The sequence below is a fragment of the Diaphorobacter aerolatus genome (assembly GCF_014489535.1).
Taxonomy (GTDB): domain Bacteria; phylum Pseudomonadota; class Gammaproteobacteria; order Burkholderiales; family Burkholderiaceae_C; genus Diaphorobacter_A; species Diaphorobacter_A aerolatus.
The window spans coordinates 4,513,740-4,529,929 of record NZ_CP060783.1 but is presented as its reverse complement, the minus strand read 5'-3'; the positions used below and the strand labels follow the sequence as shown (position 1 = coordinate 4,529,929).

Sequence of the window (16,190 nt, the reverse complement as noted above, 5' to 3'; positions counted from 1 at the left end):
CTATGCAGTTGCGGCACCTGGCCATTCCACAGTTTCGCAATCTGCGTGGTGTGGCGATTGACTTCTCGACCCAACTGGAGCCGGTGCCGGCCTCGGCCATGACAGCCAGGGCCATCCGCAGCCATGCGCTGATCGGCCAGAACGGCGTGGGCAAGTCCAACCTTATCGAGGCGCTGATCACCATTTTCCGCGATGTAGACCTGGACCGCGACGCAGCGCTGGACTACACGCTGGAATATGAGATTCGCGGCCACACCGTCAAGCTGCAGGCCGACACAGCCAAGAAGAAGCGGCCCTTCGTGTGGGTGGACGGTAGAGCCGAATCTCAAGGCCACTTGCTGAAAAACCGGGAACTGCTGCCCTCGCATGTCTTCGCCTACTACTCGGGCCGCAACGAGCGCATCGAAGCGCTTTTCCAGGAGCACCAGCGCCGCTTCAATCAGAGGCAGGAGATCACCACCGACGAGGTACTGCCCGAGCAGTTGCTGAACCAGTTCTCGGCCAGTGATGCCGACATCCGCGCTTTGGAAGAGGTGCGGCGGCGCCGCGAGGCGCGGCTGAAACAGGCGGGGACGACCGGCTGCGCCGACTGTTCTATTGCCGTGGTGGCCACAGCCAACTGGTGCTGCTGGCCTGCCTGTTGTCCGATGACCCGGTCTTCCAGAAAGTGCTGAAGAACCTGCACATCGAGGCGCTGGAATCGGCCCTGTTCGTGTTGAAAGAGCCGCATCGGTTGCGCGAGAAGCGCCGGGGTGGTCGCTTCGACGAGAACGAGCTGAACGAAGGCGATCCGCGCTTCTGGTACGCGCGGGGCAATGTGGTCAGCGAGTTCCTCGACAAGCTGTGGCAGGTGGCGTGGGCGCCCATCGAGCAAGAGGCCACGCAGCAGATTGACTTCCGGGGCCGGACGGAGAAGCAGAAGCAGCTCTACCTTTATGTGCCCAGCCATGCCAAGCTCAAGCAACTGGGCGAGCTGGTGGGCGGTACCGACAGCTTCTTCCGCTATGCCGAGGGTGCCTACATCGGCGACCTGATCGAGGAGGTACGCATCACGGTGAAGAAGCGCGACGAGCACGGCGGCGCGGTGAGCTTCACGCAGTTGTCCGAAGGCGAACTGCAGATGCTGACCGTGCTGGGCCTCATGCGCATTACCCGTGAGGACCACTGTCTGTTCCTGCTCGATGAGCCCGACACGCACCTGAACCCGATCTGGAAGCTGCGCTACTTCGACGACATCGAAGGGGTGCTTGGTTCCGAGTCCGGCCAGTTGGCCCAAGGTCAATCGCAGATCCTCATCACCACGCACGATCCGATGATGGTGGGCAGCTTGAAGCGCGAGCAGGTGCACATCCTGCGCAGGCAGGGCCAGAGCACGGCGGTAGACATGCCCGACGTGCATCCGCAGGGCATGGGCGTTACGGGCCTGCTGAAGAGCGAGCTGTTCGGCCTGACGTCCACGCTGGACATCGAGACCGAGCGGCGTCTCTTCAGGCGCAATGAGCTGTTCGTCAAGACGCCCCGTACGGCGGAAGAAAATGCCGAACTGAGCCGCCTGTCGGCCGAGCTGGCTGATTTGGGTTTCTCGACAGCCGACTTCCGCGACCCGGACTACGCATTGTTTGTGCGGAGGATGGCAAAGCATCGCAAGTTCCGCAAGCCTACGCTGACGCCGGAAGAGCAGGCAGAGCAGGACCGCATCGCTGACGGGATCATCGATGAGATTCTGCGCGAGGAGGCGGGCAAATGATTTTCATTGACCTGGACAATAAGTTGCCCACCGATGCTGACTTGCCATCAGCGGTACGCTGGCAACAGGCCGACTGGGATGCTTGGCTGGCAGAGTCAAAACGCTTGGTCGGCGAACTCGCCAAGCTCAATGCGGCTGGGAAGGTCAAAGAGCGCAACGAGCTCATCGACCACCACAGTGGCCATTGGGGAAGGCTCAAGCCTTGGTTGCTGGCGTTGTCGGGTGGCAAGTGTTGGTTCACCGAAGCGCGCGACATCGCATCGCATTTGGATGTTGAACATTTCCGCCCGAAGAAGATCGCTCGCGGTGTCAAAGGCCCGGAGCGGGATGGCTACTGGTGGTTGGCTTTCGAATACACGAATTTCCGCATCGCTGGCACCGTGCCGAATCGGAAGAAGGGTGCTTGGTTCCCGTTGCGGCACGCTTCTCCGTGTTCAACCTACGCAAAGCGATGTGAAGGTGATGAAGTGCCTCACTTCCTCGACCCCACGAACGCTCACGACGTCACATTGCTGGCTTTCGACGAGGAGGGGAAAGCCGTGCCTGCTCCGGGCGCACAGCGCTGGGAACTCGTGCGGGCGAAGCGAACCGTAGAGCGGCTCAAACTTGTTGAACATCAGGCCTTGGCAGAGGAGAGAAGGAAGATCTGGCAGAGGATGGCAAGGCTGCTCGACAAGTATCAGCAGGAGCTCACGAAGACGCGAACCTCAGCAGCTGCTCGCCAAGCGGTGAAGGAGACGGCTCGCGAGATTGCTACGCTCACCAAGCCGGAAGCTGAGCTGTCGTCCGTCGCCAAGTGGTGCGTGCGACTAAGCAACAAGCCGGAGTTACAGAGGCTGATTGCCTGACAGGCAGTGAACCCAGCATGTTGAATGCCACGCCATGACTCAGAGACTTCGTTTTCTGCTGGACACGAACATCCTGATCCCTCTTCAGGACTCGTACCAAGTTCTTGAGGCGAACCTAGCCAACTTCGTTCGCTTGGCCGGGGTTGGAGGGCACCAGTTGCTCTATCACCCTGCATCGATCACCGACCTTCAGCGTGATCCTGACGAAGCGCGGCGTACGCGAACTCTTCAGCGTGTTCGGCAGTACGCAGCGTTGGAGCAGCCGGCACCGTGTCCATGGAACATGGCGGCGACGAGCGCCAATGACGTGTGCGACAACGAGATTCTCTACGCGCTGGAGTGCGACGCCGTCCATGCGCTGATTACCGAGGACAGGGGCATTCATGCCAAGGCCGCCGCCCATGGTTTGCGAGACCGGACATACACGATCCAGACGGCAGAGGATTGGCTTCGCCGACTCCACGAGCCTAGGCTCGTGGCCCTACCGAACATTCAGGACGCACCTCTTCACAGCCTGACGCCTCTTCTAGGCTCCGAGTTCTTCAACAGTCTTCGGGAGGGGTACAACGGATTCGACGACTGGTTCCGCCGAAAGGCGCGCGAGAACCGTATGGCTTGGATCTATCGCGACAGCGATGCGAAGCTTGCGGCAATCTGCATCTACGCCACTCAAGCAGATGAGGTGGTGAACGACAGCGGCGAGCATCTGCCAAACACGTCACTCAAGCTTTGTACGTTCAAGGTTGCAGAAACTGTTCGTGGCCGAAAAATCGGCGAGTTGTTCCTGAAGGCGGCGTTCAGGTATGCAACCGAGAACGCCTGCGAGCACATCTTCATTCACGCGAACGCCGACAAGCATGATTACCTCATTCGCGTGCTGGTCGACTTCGGCTTCAAGCAGCGCGGAACATACAAGGGCGACATGGTGTTGGTGAAACCCCATCCCCCATCCCCGCCGGACGCATCTGTCGCCCCACCTCTTGAGTACGCGCGCGAGTTCTTTCCGCACTATCGCCAAGATCCGGTCGTACAGAAGTTCGTGATTCCGATTCAGCCCCACTTTCACGCAGAGCTCTTCCCGGACTACAGCTCGGTCCAGGGGCGGCTGTTCGGAACAGCCGGAAGTGTTGGAAACGCCATCAAGCTGGCCTATCTGTGCCATGCTCAAACCAAGGGCATTCGCCCTGGTGACGTGGTGCTGTTCTACCGAACCGAGGACGAGAAAGCTGTGACTTCGGTCGGTATCGTCGATAAGTTCGAGATGCTCACAGACGCTGCCCGGATTGCAGGTCTGGTCAGTCGCCGTACCGTTTATGGCATCGACGAGATCACCCAGATGGCGCAAAAGCTGACCAAGGTGATCCTATTTCGCCTTGTGGGTCACTTTCCGCGTCCGATTTCTTACGAGCGGCTTCTCAGCGAGAAAGTCGTCGGTGGCCCAATTCAAACAATCAGACAGATTTCCGATGCCTCCTTTTATAGAGTGCTCGCCGCCGCAGGGCGGTAGAGCCGTTCTTCTCTCAATCAAGCCACGGTATTCGCAACTGATCGTCGCAGGGGTCAAACGAGTGGAGTTCCGGCGCGCGTGGGCGGCTGAGCCAGTGCGGGCAATTGCGATCTACAGTAGCAGTCCTGAACAAAAAATCGTGGGGCTGATCGAGGTCAAGTCCGTTGAGGTTGCGTCGTTGACGGCTTTGTGGGAATTCAACGAGGAGCTTGGAGGGGGCTGACGAGGGCCGAACTTCGAAGCTATTTCGCCGACAAGAAGGTGGGCTATGCGGTGCTCTTGGGGCAGCGGCTCATCCCTTCTCAGCCTGTTGCTCCGGCGAAGCTGGCGTCGCCGTTTCGCGCACCGCAGTCCTTTAGATACCTGACGGAACCTGAGTTGAAGCGAATTGTCAGGAGCATGAGCACATGACCATCTTGATCGCGGGCGCCCATGGAGTGGGCAAGACATTCCTCGCAAAGCCTGCCGCCCAGGAGCTTGGCCTCCGCTATGCGACCGCGAGCCAGTTGATTCGAGAAGAGCGGGGCCTCGCCACCTGGACTGCCACCAGGCAAGTCACCGACATCGATCAAAATCAAGTCGCACTGATAAACGCTGTCGCGCGTATCCTGACAAGTGGAGAGACGCTGCTTCTGGACGGTCACTTTGTCCTGCGCAGCAGTCCGCATGTGCACCACCGACTTGCTTCGGATGTGTTCCGTGGGTTGCAGTGCAGGCGAATCGTTTTGTTGACGGCTCCTGCAGAAACGCTTTTAAATCGTCTTAGAGAACGAGGCGACGAAACCTGGACATCAACGGAGCTGGAAGCGTTCAGCGCGGCTGAATTGCAGCAAGCAAAGCTGGTTGCTGCTGATCTGGCGGTGCCTCTGACGGTGCTCGACTTGCCGGATGCTGGTAGATTTCGGTTAGCGTTAGCCTGAAGGGGTGCAGCCTAGCATTTGGGGTATGCGGTCCCGCGACATTGGAGAAAAAAGCTCGAGCTTTCGCTCGAAGCCCTGCACTAACTCAGCGCCACGCGAACGCTGGAACAAAATCAATCCGCTTCGATCTTCGCGCTCTTCACCACCGCTGCCCAGTTGGCATAGTCGGACTTCACGCGTTCGCCGAATTGTTGCGGGTTCTGGTAGTCGGCGGTTGCGCCCTGCTCTTCGGCTTTTTTGCGGAAGGCGGGATCTTCCACTACCTTCTTGAGGTCGGTCGTGAGCTTGTCCACGACTGCCTTGGGAACGGCTGCGGGGGCGAAAAGGCCGAACCAGGATGTGGCGTTCACGCCCGGCAGGCCGGTTTCTGCGGTGGTCGGCACGTTGGGCAGGCTGGGCAGGCGTTCCTTGCCGGTCACCGCCAGCACGCGCAGTTTGCCCGACTGGATGTGGGACATGAATGGGGGCGCCGTGCCAAATGTCAGGTCGACCTGGCCGCCGAGCAGATCCTGCAGGGCGGGACCTGTGCCTTTGTAGGGCACGTGCACCATCTTGATGCCTGCCTGCTGTTCCAGCATCGCGCCCGTCACGTGTTGCAGCGAGCCGTTGCCGGAGGATGCGTAGTTGAGCTTGCCGGGGTTGGCCTTGGCGTAGGCGACCAGCTCCTTGAGTGTCTTGGCGGGAACGCTGTCGCGCACGACGATGATTTGCGGCGCGGACATGATGTTGGCGACCGGTTGGAAGTCCTTTTGCTCCCACTGCGGAGCCTTGGTGATGTGCGGCGTGATCACGTGGTAGCCGGAGTACTGCATCAGCAGCGTGCAGCCATCGGGCTCTGCGCGCTTGACGAACGTGGCGGCTATGGCGCCGTTGCCGCCGCCCTTGTTGTCGACGACCACGCTCTGGCCGATCACCGGGCCGAGCGCCTGCGCGGCCATGCGGCCCGCGAGGTCGGTTGTGCCGCCGGCTGCGGCAGGCACGACGAAGGTGATCGGGTGGTTGGGATAGTTGCCCTGGGCCATCGCGCCGTTGACTGCGAAGCCGCCAAAGGTGGCGAGTGCGGCGACGGCAAGCAGGCTGCGTCGAATGTTTTTCATGGTATGTCTCCTGATGAACTAAGAATGGAAATTCGCAAAAATCGAATTTGAAGCACGAAAAAAAAAGAAAGATCAGGCCGCGCGTTGCGAAGCACGCGCCAGCGCGCGTTCGCGGATGGCATCGAAATCAGCGGGCGCGGGATGCGTATCCAGGCGCTTGCCTGCCTTGACGATCTGGCTGGGCACGTCGTGCCCGATGAGCGCTGGCAGGCGCCCTGCTGCGGCGATCAGCGCATCGAGATCGACGCCGGTGTCATAGCCCATGCATTGCAGCGCATGCACGATTTCCTCGCTGCACACATTGCCCGACGCACCGGGTGCATAAGGGCAGCCGCCGAGACCGCCAAGCGACGCATCGAATTGCCGCGCCCCCGCATCGATGGCGGCCAGCACATTGGACAGCCCCATGCCGCGCGTGTTGTGAAAATGCAGGGTGAATTCGAGCGTCGGCCAGCCCTTGATCGCATGCGAGGTGATGCGCGCGACCTGCGATGGGAATGCCATGCCCGTGGTGTCGCACAGCGTGATGCCCTGCACACCCAGATCCGCAAAGCGCTGCACGAACGCGAACACCTGCTCCTCGGCCACGTCTCCTTCCATCGGACAGCCGAACACGCAGGAAAGCGATACGTTGACGGGCACCCTGGCCTGCTGGGCGAGCGCGATCACCTGCGACAACGACGCAAACGACTGTTCGCGCGTCATGCGCAGGTTGGCGATGTTGTGCGTCTCGCTGACCGACATCACGAGATTGAGTTCATCGGTTCGCGCATCGATCGCGCGCTCCGCACCGCGCATATTGGGCACGAGCGCGGTGTAGACGACACCCGGCACGCGGTCGATCTCGCACATGACGATTTCCGCATCGCGCAGCGCAGGGATCGCCGTGGGCGAGGTGAACGAAGTCACCTCGATCTTCGCAAGGCCGGTGTGCGAGAGCGCGTTCACCAGCGCAATCTTGTCTTCGGTCGGCACGAACTGCGATTCCATCTGCAGACCATCGCGCGTGCCGACCTCGCACATGCGCAGCCGCGTGCCGCCTCCATCCCAGACTGTCGTGCTCCTCATTGAATCACTCCTTTGCTGCGCAGCAGCGTGATTTGTTCACTGGTCAGTCCCGCCTCGGCCAGCACCGCGTCGGTGTCGTCACCGAGGCCCGGAGCGCTGCTGCGCACGGTGCCCGGCGTGCCCGACATCTTCGGAATCACACCCGGCACGGTCACCGAATAGCCGTCGCGCGTTTGCTGCGTGAGCAGCATGTCGCGCGCCTTGTAATGCGGGTCTTCGCAGATATCCCTGGCGGTATAGACCTTGCCCGCAGGCACGCGCGCTGCACCCAGTGCGTCCATTACCTCCTGCACGGTGCGCGACGTGGTCCAGACGGCGATGGCGGCATCGATCTCGGTGATGCGTGCGACGCGCCCCGCATTGCTGGCCAGGTCTGGCGCTTCTCCCAGATCGTCGCGGCCAATCGTCGTCATCAGGCGCTTGAAGATGCTGTCGCCGTTGCCCGCCACCAGCACCCAGCCGTCCTTGCAGGGATAGGCATTTGACGGCGCGATGCCCGGCAGCGCGCTGCCCGCCGCCTCGCGCACCGCGCCGAACGCGCTGTATTCGGGGATCAGGCTTTCCATGCAGTTGAACACCGCTTCGTGCAGCGCCACGTCGATCACCTGCCCTTTTCCGCCATGTGCCTTGCGGTGATAGAGCGCCATCAGCACGCCGATGGCACCATGCAGCGCCGCAAGCGTGTCACCCATTGACACGCCGACGCGCACCGGTACGCGGCCCGGCTCGGCGGTCAGGTGGCGCAGGCCGCCCATGGCCTCACCGATCACGCCAAAGCCCGGCAAATCACGATAGGGTCCGGTCTGGCCGTAGCCGGAGATGCGCAGAATGATCAGGCCCGGATTGAGCTTGTGCAGTTCATCGGGCGACATGCCCCAGCCCTCGAGCGTGCCGGGACGGAAGTTCTCGATCAGCACGTCGGCCTCGGCAATCAGCTTGCGGGCGATGTCCTGCGCTTCCTGCTGGCGCAGATCGAGCGCCACCGATTTCTTGTTGCGCGACTGCACCTGCCACCAGACGGAGGTGCCGTTCTTCAGGAGCCGCCAGTTGCGCAGCGGATCGCCCGCGCCCGTGGCCTCGATCTTGATGACCTGCGCGCCAAAGTCACCCAGCGTCTTGCCGCAGAACGGGCCGGCGATGAGTTGGCCCATCTCCACCACGCGCACGCCTTCAAGCGCGGCAGGTGTCAGTGGGTGCGGCGCGCTCGCCGTCGTGGTTGTCGCTGTCGTTGTCGTTGCCGTCGGCTCGGTCATGGTTCGTCTCCTTTCACAACATCACCCGCGCGGATAATGTCGCCATTCGGCACGCGTGCAAAACGCTGATGCGCGACGCTGCCATCGCAAACCGGCATGGCAGGCGACAATACCCACAAATCCATGAAGCTCGACCCCGTATCCCTGCGCCTGTTTGTGGCGGTGATGGAAGAAAACGCCATCGCCCGCGCCGCCGCGCGCGAACACATTGCCGCATCCGCCGCAAGCCGTCGCCTCGCCGAGCTGGAGGACACGCTGCAGGTCGAACTGTTCGCGCGCAGCAATCGCGGCACCGAACCCACGGCGGCGGCTTTTGCGCTGCTGAATCTGGCGCGCGGCGTGCTCAATGATCTGGATGGCATCGGCGCGCAGATGCGTGACTATGGCGCGGGCGTGCGCGGCCATGTGCGCGTGGTCGCCAACATCTCGGCCATCACGCAATTCCTGCCCGGCGAGCTGCAGAGTTTCATGGCCGCACATCCGCAGGTGCAGGTGCAATTGCTGGAGCAGATCAGCACCAGCATCGCGCATTCCGTTGCAGAGAACGCAGCGGATGTGGGCATCCTGAACCACGGCAGCTACGGCGAGGGAATCACGCTGCTGCCGTATCGCGAGGACGAACTCGTCGTGGCGGTACCTGCTGGCCATGCTCTGGCGCGACGGCGCAGCCTGAAGTTTGCAGACATCCTGCCCTTCGATCTGGTGGGCATGCACACCGGGAGCGCCATCAACAACCTGCTCATGCGCAACGCGGCGGAGCAGGACATGCCACTCAAGGTGCGCATCCAGGTCACGAGCTATGACGCGCTGTGCCTGATGGTTTCGGCGGGCCTTGGCGTCGGCGTGCTGCCGCTGGGCAGTGCGCAGATCTACCGCGGAGCGCTCGCGCTGCGCACCATTCCTCTGGTCGAGCCCTGGGCCAGGCGGCGGTTGTCGCTGTGCGTGCGATCACTCGAATCGCTCTCGGGCGTCGCGCGGCTGCTGGTGGATCACCTGCGGCCTGAGGAAAACACGGACGCCGCCCCTGCTTCCCCATGAGCCCTATTCTTTCCCCCCGGCGCTGGGACATCTTCTGTCAGGTGATCGACAATTTTGGCGACATCGGCGTGTGCTGGCGACTCGCGGCCGACCTCGGCGCGCGCGGCCATCAGGTGCGGCTTTTCATCGACGATGCGAGCGCGCTTTGGTGGATGGCACCTCATGGCGGCGCGGGTGTGACCGTACTGCCCTGGCCCGCGCAGGTGCCCGAAGGTGGTCCGGGTGAGGTGATCATCGAGGCGTTTGGCTGCGAAATCCCCGAGACGTTTCTCGCGGCCATGGCAGACAGGCACCGGGCCGACGCCAACAGCATCCTCTGGATCAATCTCGAATACCTTTCCGCCGAAAGTTATGTGGAGCGCTGTCACCGCCTGCCCTCGCCGCTCATGAGCGGCCCGGCCGCCGGACTCACGCGCTGGTTTTTCTACCCCGGATTCACGGTGCGTACAGGAGGACTTTTGCGCGAGCCCGATCTGCCTGAGCGGCAAGCAGCATTCGACCGCAAGGCATGGCGAGCGCGACAGGGACTCGGCGAGCAGGACACCGCCTGCATGCTGTTCTGCTACGAACCCAAGGCCTTTGAACCGGTATTTGCCGACACACGCTCGTCGGCGCAATGGCTGGTGACGCCGGGCCGCGCTGCTGCGGCCGTGCGTGCCGCCCTGCTCCCGGCGCATCCCGACAACGTCCGGTTTCTGCCGCCTCGCAGCCAGCGGGAATTCGACGAACTGCTCTGGGCCTGCGACCTGAATTTCGTGCGTGGCGAGGATTCGCTCGTGCGTGCGCTCTGGGCGGGCCAGCCCTTTGTCTGGCAGATTTACCCGCAACACGACGACGCCCACCACGACAAGCTGCATGCGTTTCTCGACTGGATGCAGGCGCCGCAGTCGCTTCGGGACATGCATGCGGCCTGGAATGAGCTTCCGGGAGCGCCCAAACCGCCCCATATCGACACGGCCATACTCGCCGAATGGCGCGCCAGCGCTTGCTCAGCCCGTGATCGGTTGCTGGCGCAAAATGACCTTCTCACGCAGATGCTGGGCTTTGTTCTGGAAAAAAGCTAAAATGGCAGTCTTTGCGCCAAACCAAGGCTGCACATCTCGTGCCCAGCCGGCGCGTCCCGCCGCGGACCATGCGCCGGGGTGACGGGCAGTCCCATCGACCTCGCCTTTGCCGCCCCGTCAGTGGAGCGGCCCAACTCGCAGTCAAGCAAGCTATGAAAATCGCTCAAGAAATCCGCGCCGGCAACGTGATCATGCAGGGCAAAGACCCGATGATCGTTCTGAGGACCGAATACGCCCGTGGCGGCCGTGGCGCAGCCACCGTGCGCATGAAGCTCAAGGCCCTGCTCAACAACATGGGCACCGAAATCGTGTTCAAGGCCGACGACAAGATCGACAACGTCATCCTGGACAAGAAGGATTGCACCTATTCCTACTTCGCCGACCCGATGTACGTGTGGATGGACCCCGATTTCAACCAGTACGAAGTCGAAGCCGAGAACATGGGCGATGCCATCAACTACCTCGAAGACGGCATGACCGCCGAAGTGGTGTTCTATGACGGCAAGGCCATCTCGGTCGAACTGCCGACTTCCGTCGTGCGTGAAGTCACCTGGACCGAACCCGCCGTCAAGGGCGACACCTCGGGCAAGGTTCTCAAGCCCGCCAAGATCGCCACCGGCTTTGAAGTGGCCGTGCCGCTGTTCGTTGCGCAGGAAGACAAGATCGAAATCGACACCCGCACCGGCGAATACCGCAAGCGCGTCTAAGCGTGTTGTCGCGAAGTGCTTCGGCACTCCAATGAAAAGGCTTCCCGAGGGAAGCCTTTTTTGCTTTTGTGAGGTCAGAGATTCATGTCCAGCACCACACGGCCTTCGATCTTGTTGGCGTGCATGCGCGCAAAGATCTCGTTGATGTTTTCAAGCCGGTCAGCCGTGACCGTGGCCTTGACCTTGCCGAGTGCGGCGAAGGCCAGTGACTCCTGAAGATCGAGGCGCGTTCCGACAATCGAGCCGCGTACCGTCACGCCGTTGAGCACCATGTTGAAGATCGGCAGCGGGAAGTTGCCCGGCGGCAGCCCGTTGAGCGACACGGTGCCGCCGCGCCGCACCATGCCCAGAGCCTGTTCGAATGCCTTGGGCGACACCGCGGTCACCAGCACGCCGTGCGCGCCTCCGATTTCCTTTTTCAGATACGCGCCGGGATCGGTCTTCATTGCGTTGACTGTGACCGAAGCGCCCAGACGCTTGGCGAAGTCGAGCTTGCCGTCATCCACATCGACCGCTGCCACGTTCATGCCCATCGCCCTGGCGTATTGCACCGCCATGTGTCCCAGCCCACCAATGCCCGAGATGACGACCCAGTCGCCGGGTTTGGTGTCGGTCACTTTGAGGCCCTTGTAGACCGTGACGCCAGCGCACAGCACCGGGGCGATTTCGAGCATGTTCACGCCGTCCGGCAAGTGGCCAACGAAATTGGCATCGGCGACCGCGTATTCGGCGAATCCGCCATTGACCGAGTAGCCAGTGTTCTTCTGCTGCTCGCACAGCGTCTCCCAGCCTCCAAGGCAGTGTTCGCAATGACCGCATGCGGTGTAGAGCCAAGGGATGCCGACCCGGTCGCCCTCCTTCACATGCGTGACGCCTGCGCCCACGGCCGCCACGTAGCCCACCCCTTCGTGACCGGGAATGAACGGAGGATTGGGCCTGACCGGCCAGTCACCCTCGGCGGCGTGCAGGTCGGTGTGGCACACGCCGCATGCCTCGATCTTCACCAGCACAAAGCCGGGATCGGGACGCGGAACCGCGACCTCTTCAATCACCAGCGGCTTTCCAAATTCGCGGACAACGGCGGCCTTCATGGTCTGTTTCATTTGCTTCTCCTTTGGATGGGTGTCAAACAAACCGCCAGCATTGCACCGATGCCCTATCGCCCGACTGCGCAGCATCAAGCCATGCGAGATCGCCATGGATGCTCCGCGCGTCGAAGGCAGGCCGCGCCTCGACCCAACAAAAAAGCGATGCACGAAAACCCGTGCATCGCTCTCGTCGCCCCCTCAGGGCGCGCTAAAAATGGTGAATCTACACCGGCACGCCCACCAGGTCGTGGCCCTGCGTGCCGACGATGCGTACCTTGGTGAATTCGCCGACCTTGTAGGTCTTGCTGATCTTCTCGGGTGGCAGCAGATGCACCACACCGTCGATCTCGGGCGCATCGGCAAAACTGCGGCCCACGCCGCCTTTTTTTCCGAGCGCAATCGACTTGTCGACCAGCACCTGCAAGGTCTGGCCGACACGGCGCTGCAAGCGCGCCGTCGAAACCTCTTCGGCGACGGCCATGAAGCGCGAGCGGCGCTCCTCGCGCACTTCAAAGGGCAGCATGCCCGGCAGTTCGTTGGCGGCCGCGCCCTCGACGTCGCTGTACGCGAAGCAGCCCGCACGGTCGATGCCTGCCTCGCGGATGAAATCGAGCAGATGCTGGAATTCCGCTTCGGTCTCGCCCGGAAACCCGGTGATGAAGGTGCTGCGAATCACGATTTCCGGGCAGGCCTCGCGCCACCGCAGTATGCGCTCCAGGTTCTTCTCACCGCTGGCCGGACGCTTCATTCGCTTGAGCACGTCCGGGTGGCTGTGCTGCAGCGGAACGTCCAGATACGGCAGCACCGCGCCGGTCGCCATCAACGGAATCACGTCGTCCACGCTCGGGTAGGGGTAGACATAGTGCAGGCGCACCCAGGCACCATAAGGCCGCGCGATCTCGCCAAGGGCCTGCACCAGTTCCAGCATGCGCGTCTTGACGGGCTTGCCATCCCAGAAGCCCGTGCGGTACTTCACATCGACACCATAGGCCGACGTGTCTTGGCTGATGACGAGCAATTCCTTCACGCCGCCTTCAAACAGCGCGCGTGCCTCCTTGAGCACGTCGCCAATCGGACGCGACACCAGGTCGCCGCGCATCGACGGGATGATGCAAAAGGTGCAGCGATGATTGCAGCCCTCGCTGATCTTCAGGTACGCATAGTGCCTGGGCGTGAGCTTGATGCCCGCCTCACCGAAAGCGCCCGGCACCAGATCGATGAACGGATCGTGGGGTTTGGGCAAATGTGCGTGCACCGCATTCATCACCTCTTGCGTCGCATGCGGGCCGGTCACGGCGAGCACGCTGGGATGCACTTCGCGAATCAGGTTGTCACCGCCCTCCTTGCCCGCCTTCGCGCCGAGGCAGCCGGTGACGATCACCCGGCCGTTCTCGGCCAGCGCCTCGCCAATCGTGTCCAGGCTTTCCTTGACCGCATCGTCAATGAAACCGCAGGTGTTGACGATCACCAGATCGGCGCCCTGGAAGGTTTTGGAGGTTTCATAGCCCTCGGCGCTCAGTTGCGTGAGGATCAACTCGCTGTCGGTGAGTGCCTTCGGGCATCCGAGGGACACAAAACCGACTTTGGGTGTTTTCGTGGGGGAGACTGCTTCGCTCATCCCTCTATTGTCCCAGTTCTGCAGCCGCTACGCCGCCGCACGGATTTTCCGGGCGACAAATCAGCGCACTCGCGGCAACCGGCTGCTCAATCGTCGGAATCCTTGCCTACCGCGTGCTTGTGCGTGTGTTGGTGCGCGTCGTCGTCCCGATCCTTGCTGAGCCAGGGCACCACGGCCAGTACCAGCAGAGCGAGCAGTGCACAGATGAGCGCGGCGGTGTCCTTGCCCGCGCCTATCGCCACACCGATGGCAGCGGTGAACCAGACACCCGCTGCGGTGGTGAGCCCCTTCACGTGTTCCTTGCCGTTTTCCGAGGATTTCAGGATGGCGCCTGCGCCGAGGAAGCCGACGCCTGCGATCACGCCCTGGATCACGCGGCTCAGGTCACCGGCCTGAGCACCCATCATTTGGGGAATCAGCACGAACGTGGCGGACCCCATGGCCACCAGCATGTGGGTGCGCAAGCCGGCGGCCTTTCCCCGACTTTCGCGCTCCCAGCCCAGCAGTCCGCCGAGCAGCGCGGCAAGCACCAGTCGCAAGACGATGCGGGTGGCCTGCTCCACGTCGGACACGTCGGCAAACTCGCGCGCAACCGTCTGCCAGATAAGGTCGGGAATTGAGGATTCGGAATTCATCGGAGACGGGGGCGCGGAAGACGGCATCGAACAATTCTATAGAAACGCACCTCACTGGTGTGTCAGCGAGCCACTAAAACGAGACCTACGTGCTCTCAGCGCTTGATGCCGAACGCGCCGAGCATTTGTTCGGTCTGCTTTTGCATCTGCTCCTGCATCTGCGCGAACATGTTTTGCGACTGCTCCATGTAGTTGCCCATCATGCCCTTGTAGACGGGCGACTGCGGGCTCATGAACTGCGTCCACATCTCGGGTGTGAAGCCCTTTGCCTGTTCGGCCAGCTTGGCCTGCATGTCGGTGAATGCCTGAATGTTCTTCTCAAGGTATGACCCATGAAGCCCTGCATGGCATGGCCGTAGAAGCGGATGATGTTGGCCAGCACGGCCTCGCTGAACATCGGCGCGCCGCCGGCCTCTTCTTCGAGAATGATCTGCAACAGGATGCTGCGCGTCAGGTCTTCGCTGGACTTGGCATCGCGCACGACAACGCTCTCGCCACCCATGACCAGATCCTTGACCTCGCTGAGCGTGATGTAGGTGGACGTGGATGTGTCGTACAGACGGCGATTCGGATACTTTTTGATTACGCGCTGCGCAGTCTTGGTTTCGGGGCTTGGGTTCTCTTCTTGCACAGGCGACTCCTCGGACATTTCCATGGTTCCTCAACGATCAACTAGGCGGCAATCTCATGCTGCCGTTTGATTCTAGGCAGTGGCCAGCTTTACGCTTCGCAGGGTTTCCCTGATGCGACTTGGTACGTTGATTCTCGCGCAGATCGGTCGATCCGGTATGCCGTGGACGCGATATGGGGTAATGCAAATAGTAATGAACTAAATCAACACCTATGCGGGTCGCCGCCTGAGCAGATAGATGTCCATGATCCAGCCGTGCCGCGCCCGTGCCTGTCGTCGCTGGTCCGTGATGCGCGCCTTCACGTCCGCGAGCTTTCCCCTGATCAACATCTGCTGCGGCATCCCCAGATACGCGCCCCAATAAATGTCTGCATCGGGCTCGCACACCTGTTCATAGGTGCATTGCCCGTCCAGCATCACCACCAGTGTGTCGATGCCCTTGGGCCAGCCGCTTTTTTGCAGTTGGCGCCCCGTGGTCACGAGAAAGGGCGCGCCGATGTCATTGAGCGCAATGCCATGCGCGCCGCACAGCAATTGCATCGACGTGATTCCGGGCACCACGCGCACTTGCTGCGGCGAAAGGCCAAGCCGCGCCGCAATGCGCAGGCTGCTGTCATACAGGACCGGATCGCCCCAGACCAGCAAGGCTACGCGGCAACTCTGCGCCATCGAGTGAGCAACAAGGCTCGCGCGCCAACGCTGCGCGATGGCGTCGTGCCATTCATCGACCTGCTGGCCGTAGTCGTCGCCGTGCTGGCGCCGAACGGGCATGTCGAAATGGGCGATGCGCTCCGGCCCCACACCCAAGCGCTGCAACAAAGTGATTCGCACATGGGCCAGCTCGGCCTTGCCGTCTTCCTTGTGCGGCAACAGCACCAGGTCCGCCTGCCGAATGGCGCGCTCCGCCTCCAGCGTGATGTGCTCCGGATTGCCCGTGCCGATGCCGATCAGACAGATTTCCCGCATCGC

General features: G+C 61.9%; 16 protein-coding genes and 1 pseudogene. 9 read left to right on the top strand and 8 right to left on the bottom strand.

Going from position 1 to position 16,190, the window contains the following annotated elements:
• The first annotated feature begins 2 nt into the window (after window positions 1-2).
• The 6 genes from H9K75_RS24295 (at window position 3) to H9K75_RS21230 (ending at window position 5,022) form a co-directional block, all read left to right on the top strand.
• Window positions 3-674 (top strand): OLD family protein, encoded by a 672-nt coding sequence (locus H9K75_RS24295; protein ID WP_226858346.1) that lies wholly within the window; start codon window positions 3-5, stop codon window positions 672-674.
• Window positions 623-1,747, top strand: coding sequence for an AAA family ATPase (locus H9K75_RS24290; protein ID WP_226858345.1), 1,125 nt, complete (start codon window positions 623-625; stop codon window positions 1,745-1,747). Before H9K75_RS24295 ends, H9K75_RS24290 begins: the two co-directional genes overlap by 52 nt.
• Window positions 1,744-2,595, top strand: a complete 852-nt coding sequence (locus H9K75_RS21245; protein ID WP_187724038.1) for a hypothetical protein — start codon at window positions 1,744-1,746, stop codon at window positions 2,593-2,595. Before H9K75_RS24290 ends, H9K75_RS21245 begins: the two co-directional genes overlap by 4 nt.
• A gap of 34 nt (window positions 2,596-2,629) precedes the next feature.
• Window positions 2,630-4,102 carry a GNAT family N-acetyltransferase gene (locus H9K75_RS21240; RefSeq protein ID WP_187724037.1) on the top strand — a complete coding sequence of 491 codons (1,473 nt, stop codon included), beginning with the start codon at window positions 2,630-2,632 and terminating at the stop codon, window positions 4,100-4,102.
• On the top strand, window positions 4,062-4,325 hold the full coding sequence (locus H9K75_RS25665; protein WP_187724036.1) for an ASCH domain-containing protein: 264 nt from the start codon (window positions 4,062-4,064) through the stop codon (window positions 4,323-4,325). The genes H9K75_RS21240 and H9K75_RS25665 overlap by 41 nt, the downstream gene beginning before the upstream one ends.
• A gap of 184 nt (window positions 4,326-4,509) precedes the next feature.
• Window positions 4,510-5,022 carry an ATP-binding protein gene (locus H9K75_RS21230; protein ID WP_187724035.1) on the top strand — a complete coding sequence of 171 codons (513 nt, stop codon included), beginning with the start codon at window positions 4,510-4,512 and terminating at the stop codon, window positions 5,020-5,022.
• A 113-nt stretch (window positions 5,023-5,135) separates the two neighbouring features.
• On the opposite strand, the gene H9K75_RS21225 is transcribed toward H9K75_RS21230, so the two are convergent.
• From H9K75_RS21225 to H9K75_RS21215, 3 genes are all read right to left on the bottom strand, one after another.
• A complete protein-coding gene (locus H9K75_RS21225) occupies window positions 5,136-6,119 on the bottom strand; it encodes a Bug family tripartite tricarboxylate transporter substrate binding protein (RefSeq protein ID WP_187724034.1) in 984 nt (327 codons plus the stop codon).
• Between the two features lie 72 nt (window positions 6,120-6,191).
• On the bottom strand, window positions 6,192-7,187 hold the full coding sequence (locus tag H9K75_RS21220; protein WP_187724033.1) for a hydroxymethylglutaryl-CoA lyase: 996 nt from the start codon (window positions 7,185-7,187) through the stop codon (window positions 6,192-6,194).
• A complete protein-coding gene (locus tag H9K75_RS21215) occupies window positions 7,184-8,338 on the bottom strand; it encodes a CaiB/BaiF CoA transferase family protein (protein WP_264294049.1) in 1,155 nt (384 codons plus the stop codon). Before H9K75_RS21215 ends, H9K75_RS21220 begins: the two co-directional genes overlap by 4 nt.
• 225 nt (window positions 8,339-8,563) lie before the next feature.
• On the opposite strand from H9K75_RS21215, the gene H9K75_RS21210 reads away from it, so the two are divergent.
• The 3 genes from H9K75_RS21210 (at window position 8,564) to efp (ending at window position 11,249) form a co-directional block, all read left to right on the top strand.
• Window positions 8,564-9,478 (top strand): LysR family transcriptional regulator, encoded by a 915-nt coding sequence (locus H9K75_RS21210; RefSeq protein ID WP_187724031.1) that lies wholly within the window; start codon window positions 8,564-8,566, stop codon window positions 9,476-9,478.
• Window positions 9,475-10,542, top strand: coding sequence for an elongation factor P maturation arginine rhamnosyltransferase EarP (gene earP / locus H9K75_RS21205; protein ID WP_187724030.1), 1,068 nt, complete (start codon window positions 9,475-9,477; stop codon window positions 10,540-10,542). Before H9K75_RS21210 ends, earP begins: the two co-directional genes overlap by 4 nt.
• A gap of 152 nt (window positions 10,543-10,694) precedes the next feature.
• The gene (gene efp / locus H9K75_RS21200) at window positions 10,695-11,249 is read left to right on the top strand and encodes an elongation factor P (RefSeq protein WP_187724029.1); all 555 of its coding nucleotides are present in this window, start codon (window positions 10,695-10,697) and stop codon (window positions 11,247-11,249) included.
• 74 nt (window positions 11,250-11,323) lie between these two features.
• Here efp and adhP read toward each other — a convergent pair whose 3' ends face one another.
• The 5 genes and pseudogenes from adhP to cobF all read right to left on the bottom strand — a co-directional run bounded on the left by adhP (window position 11,324) and on the right by cobF (window position 16,187).
• A complete protein-coding gene (gene adhP, locus H9K75_RS21195) occupies window positions 11,324-12,352 on the bottom strand; it encodes an alcohol dehydrogenase AdhP (RefSeq protein WP_187724028.1) in 1,029 nt (342 codons plus the stop codon).
• Window positions 12,353-12,560: 208 nt separating this feature from the next.
• Window positions 12,561-13,955, bottom strand: a complete 1,395-nt coding sequence (gene rimO, locus H9K75_RS21190) for a 30S ribosomal protein S12 methylthiotransferase RimO (RefSeq protein WP_187724027.1) — start codon at window positions 13,953-13,955, stop codon at window positions 12,561-12,563.
• Between the two features lie 86 nt (window positions 13,956-14,041).
• Complete coding sequence (locus H9K75_RS21185) at window positions 14,042-14,590, bottom strand: MgtC/SapB family protein (RefSeq protein ID WP_187724026.1); 549 nt, start codon at window positions 14,588-14,590, stop codon at window positions 14,042-14,044.
• A gap of 95 nt (window positions 14,591-14,685) precedes the next feature.
• Window positions 14,686-15,239, bottom strand: a pseudogene (phaR, locus tag H9K75_RS21180) (polyhydroxyalkanoate synthesis repressor PhaR).
• A 192-nt stretch (window positions 15,240-15,431) separates the two neighbouring features.
• The gene (gene cobF, locus H9K75_RS21175) at window positions 15,432-16,187 is read right to left on the bottom strand and encodes a precorrin-6A synthase (deacetylating) (RefSeq protein WP_187724025.1); all 756 of its coding nucleotides are present in this window, start codon (window positions 16,185-16,187) and stop codon (window positions 15,432-15,434) included.
• Window positions 16,188-16,190: the final 3 nt, after the last annotated feature.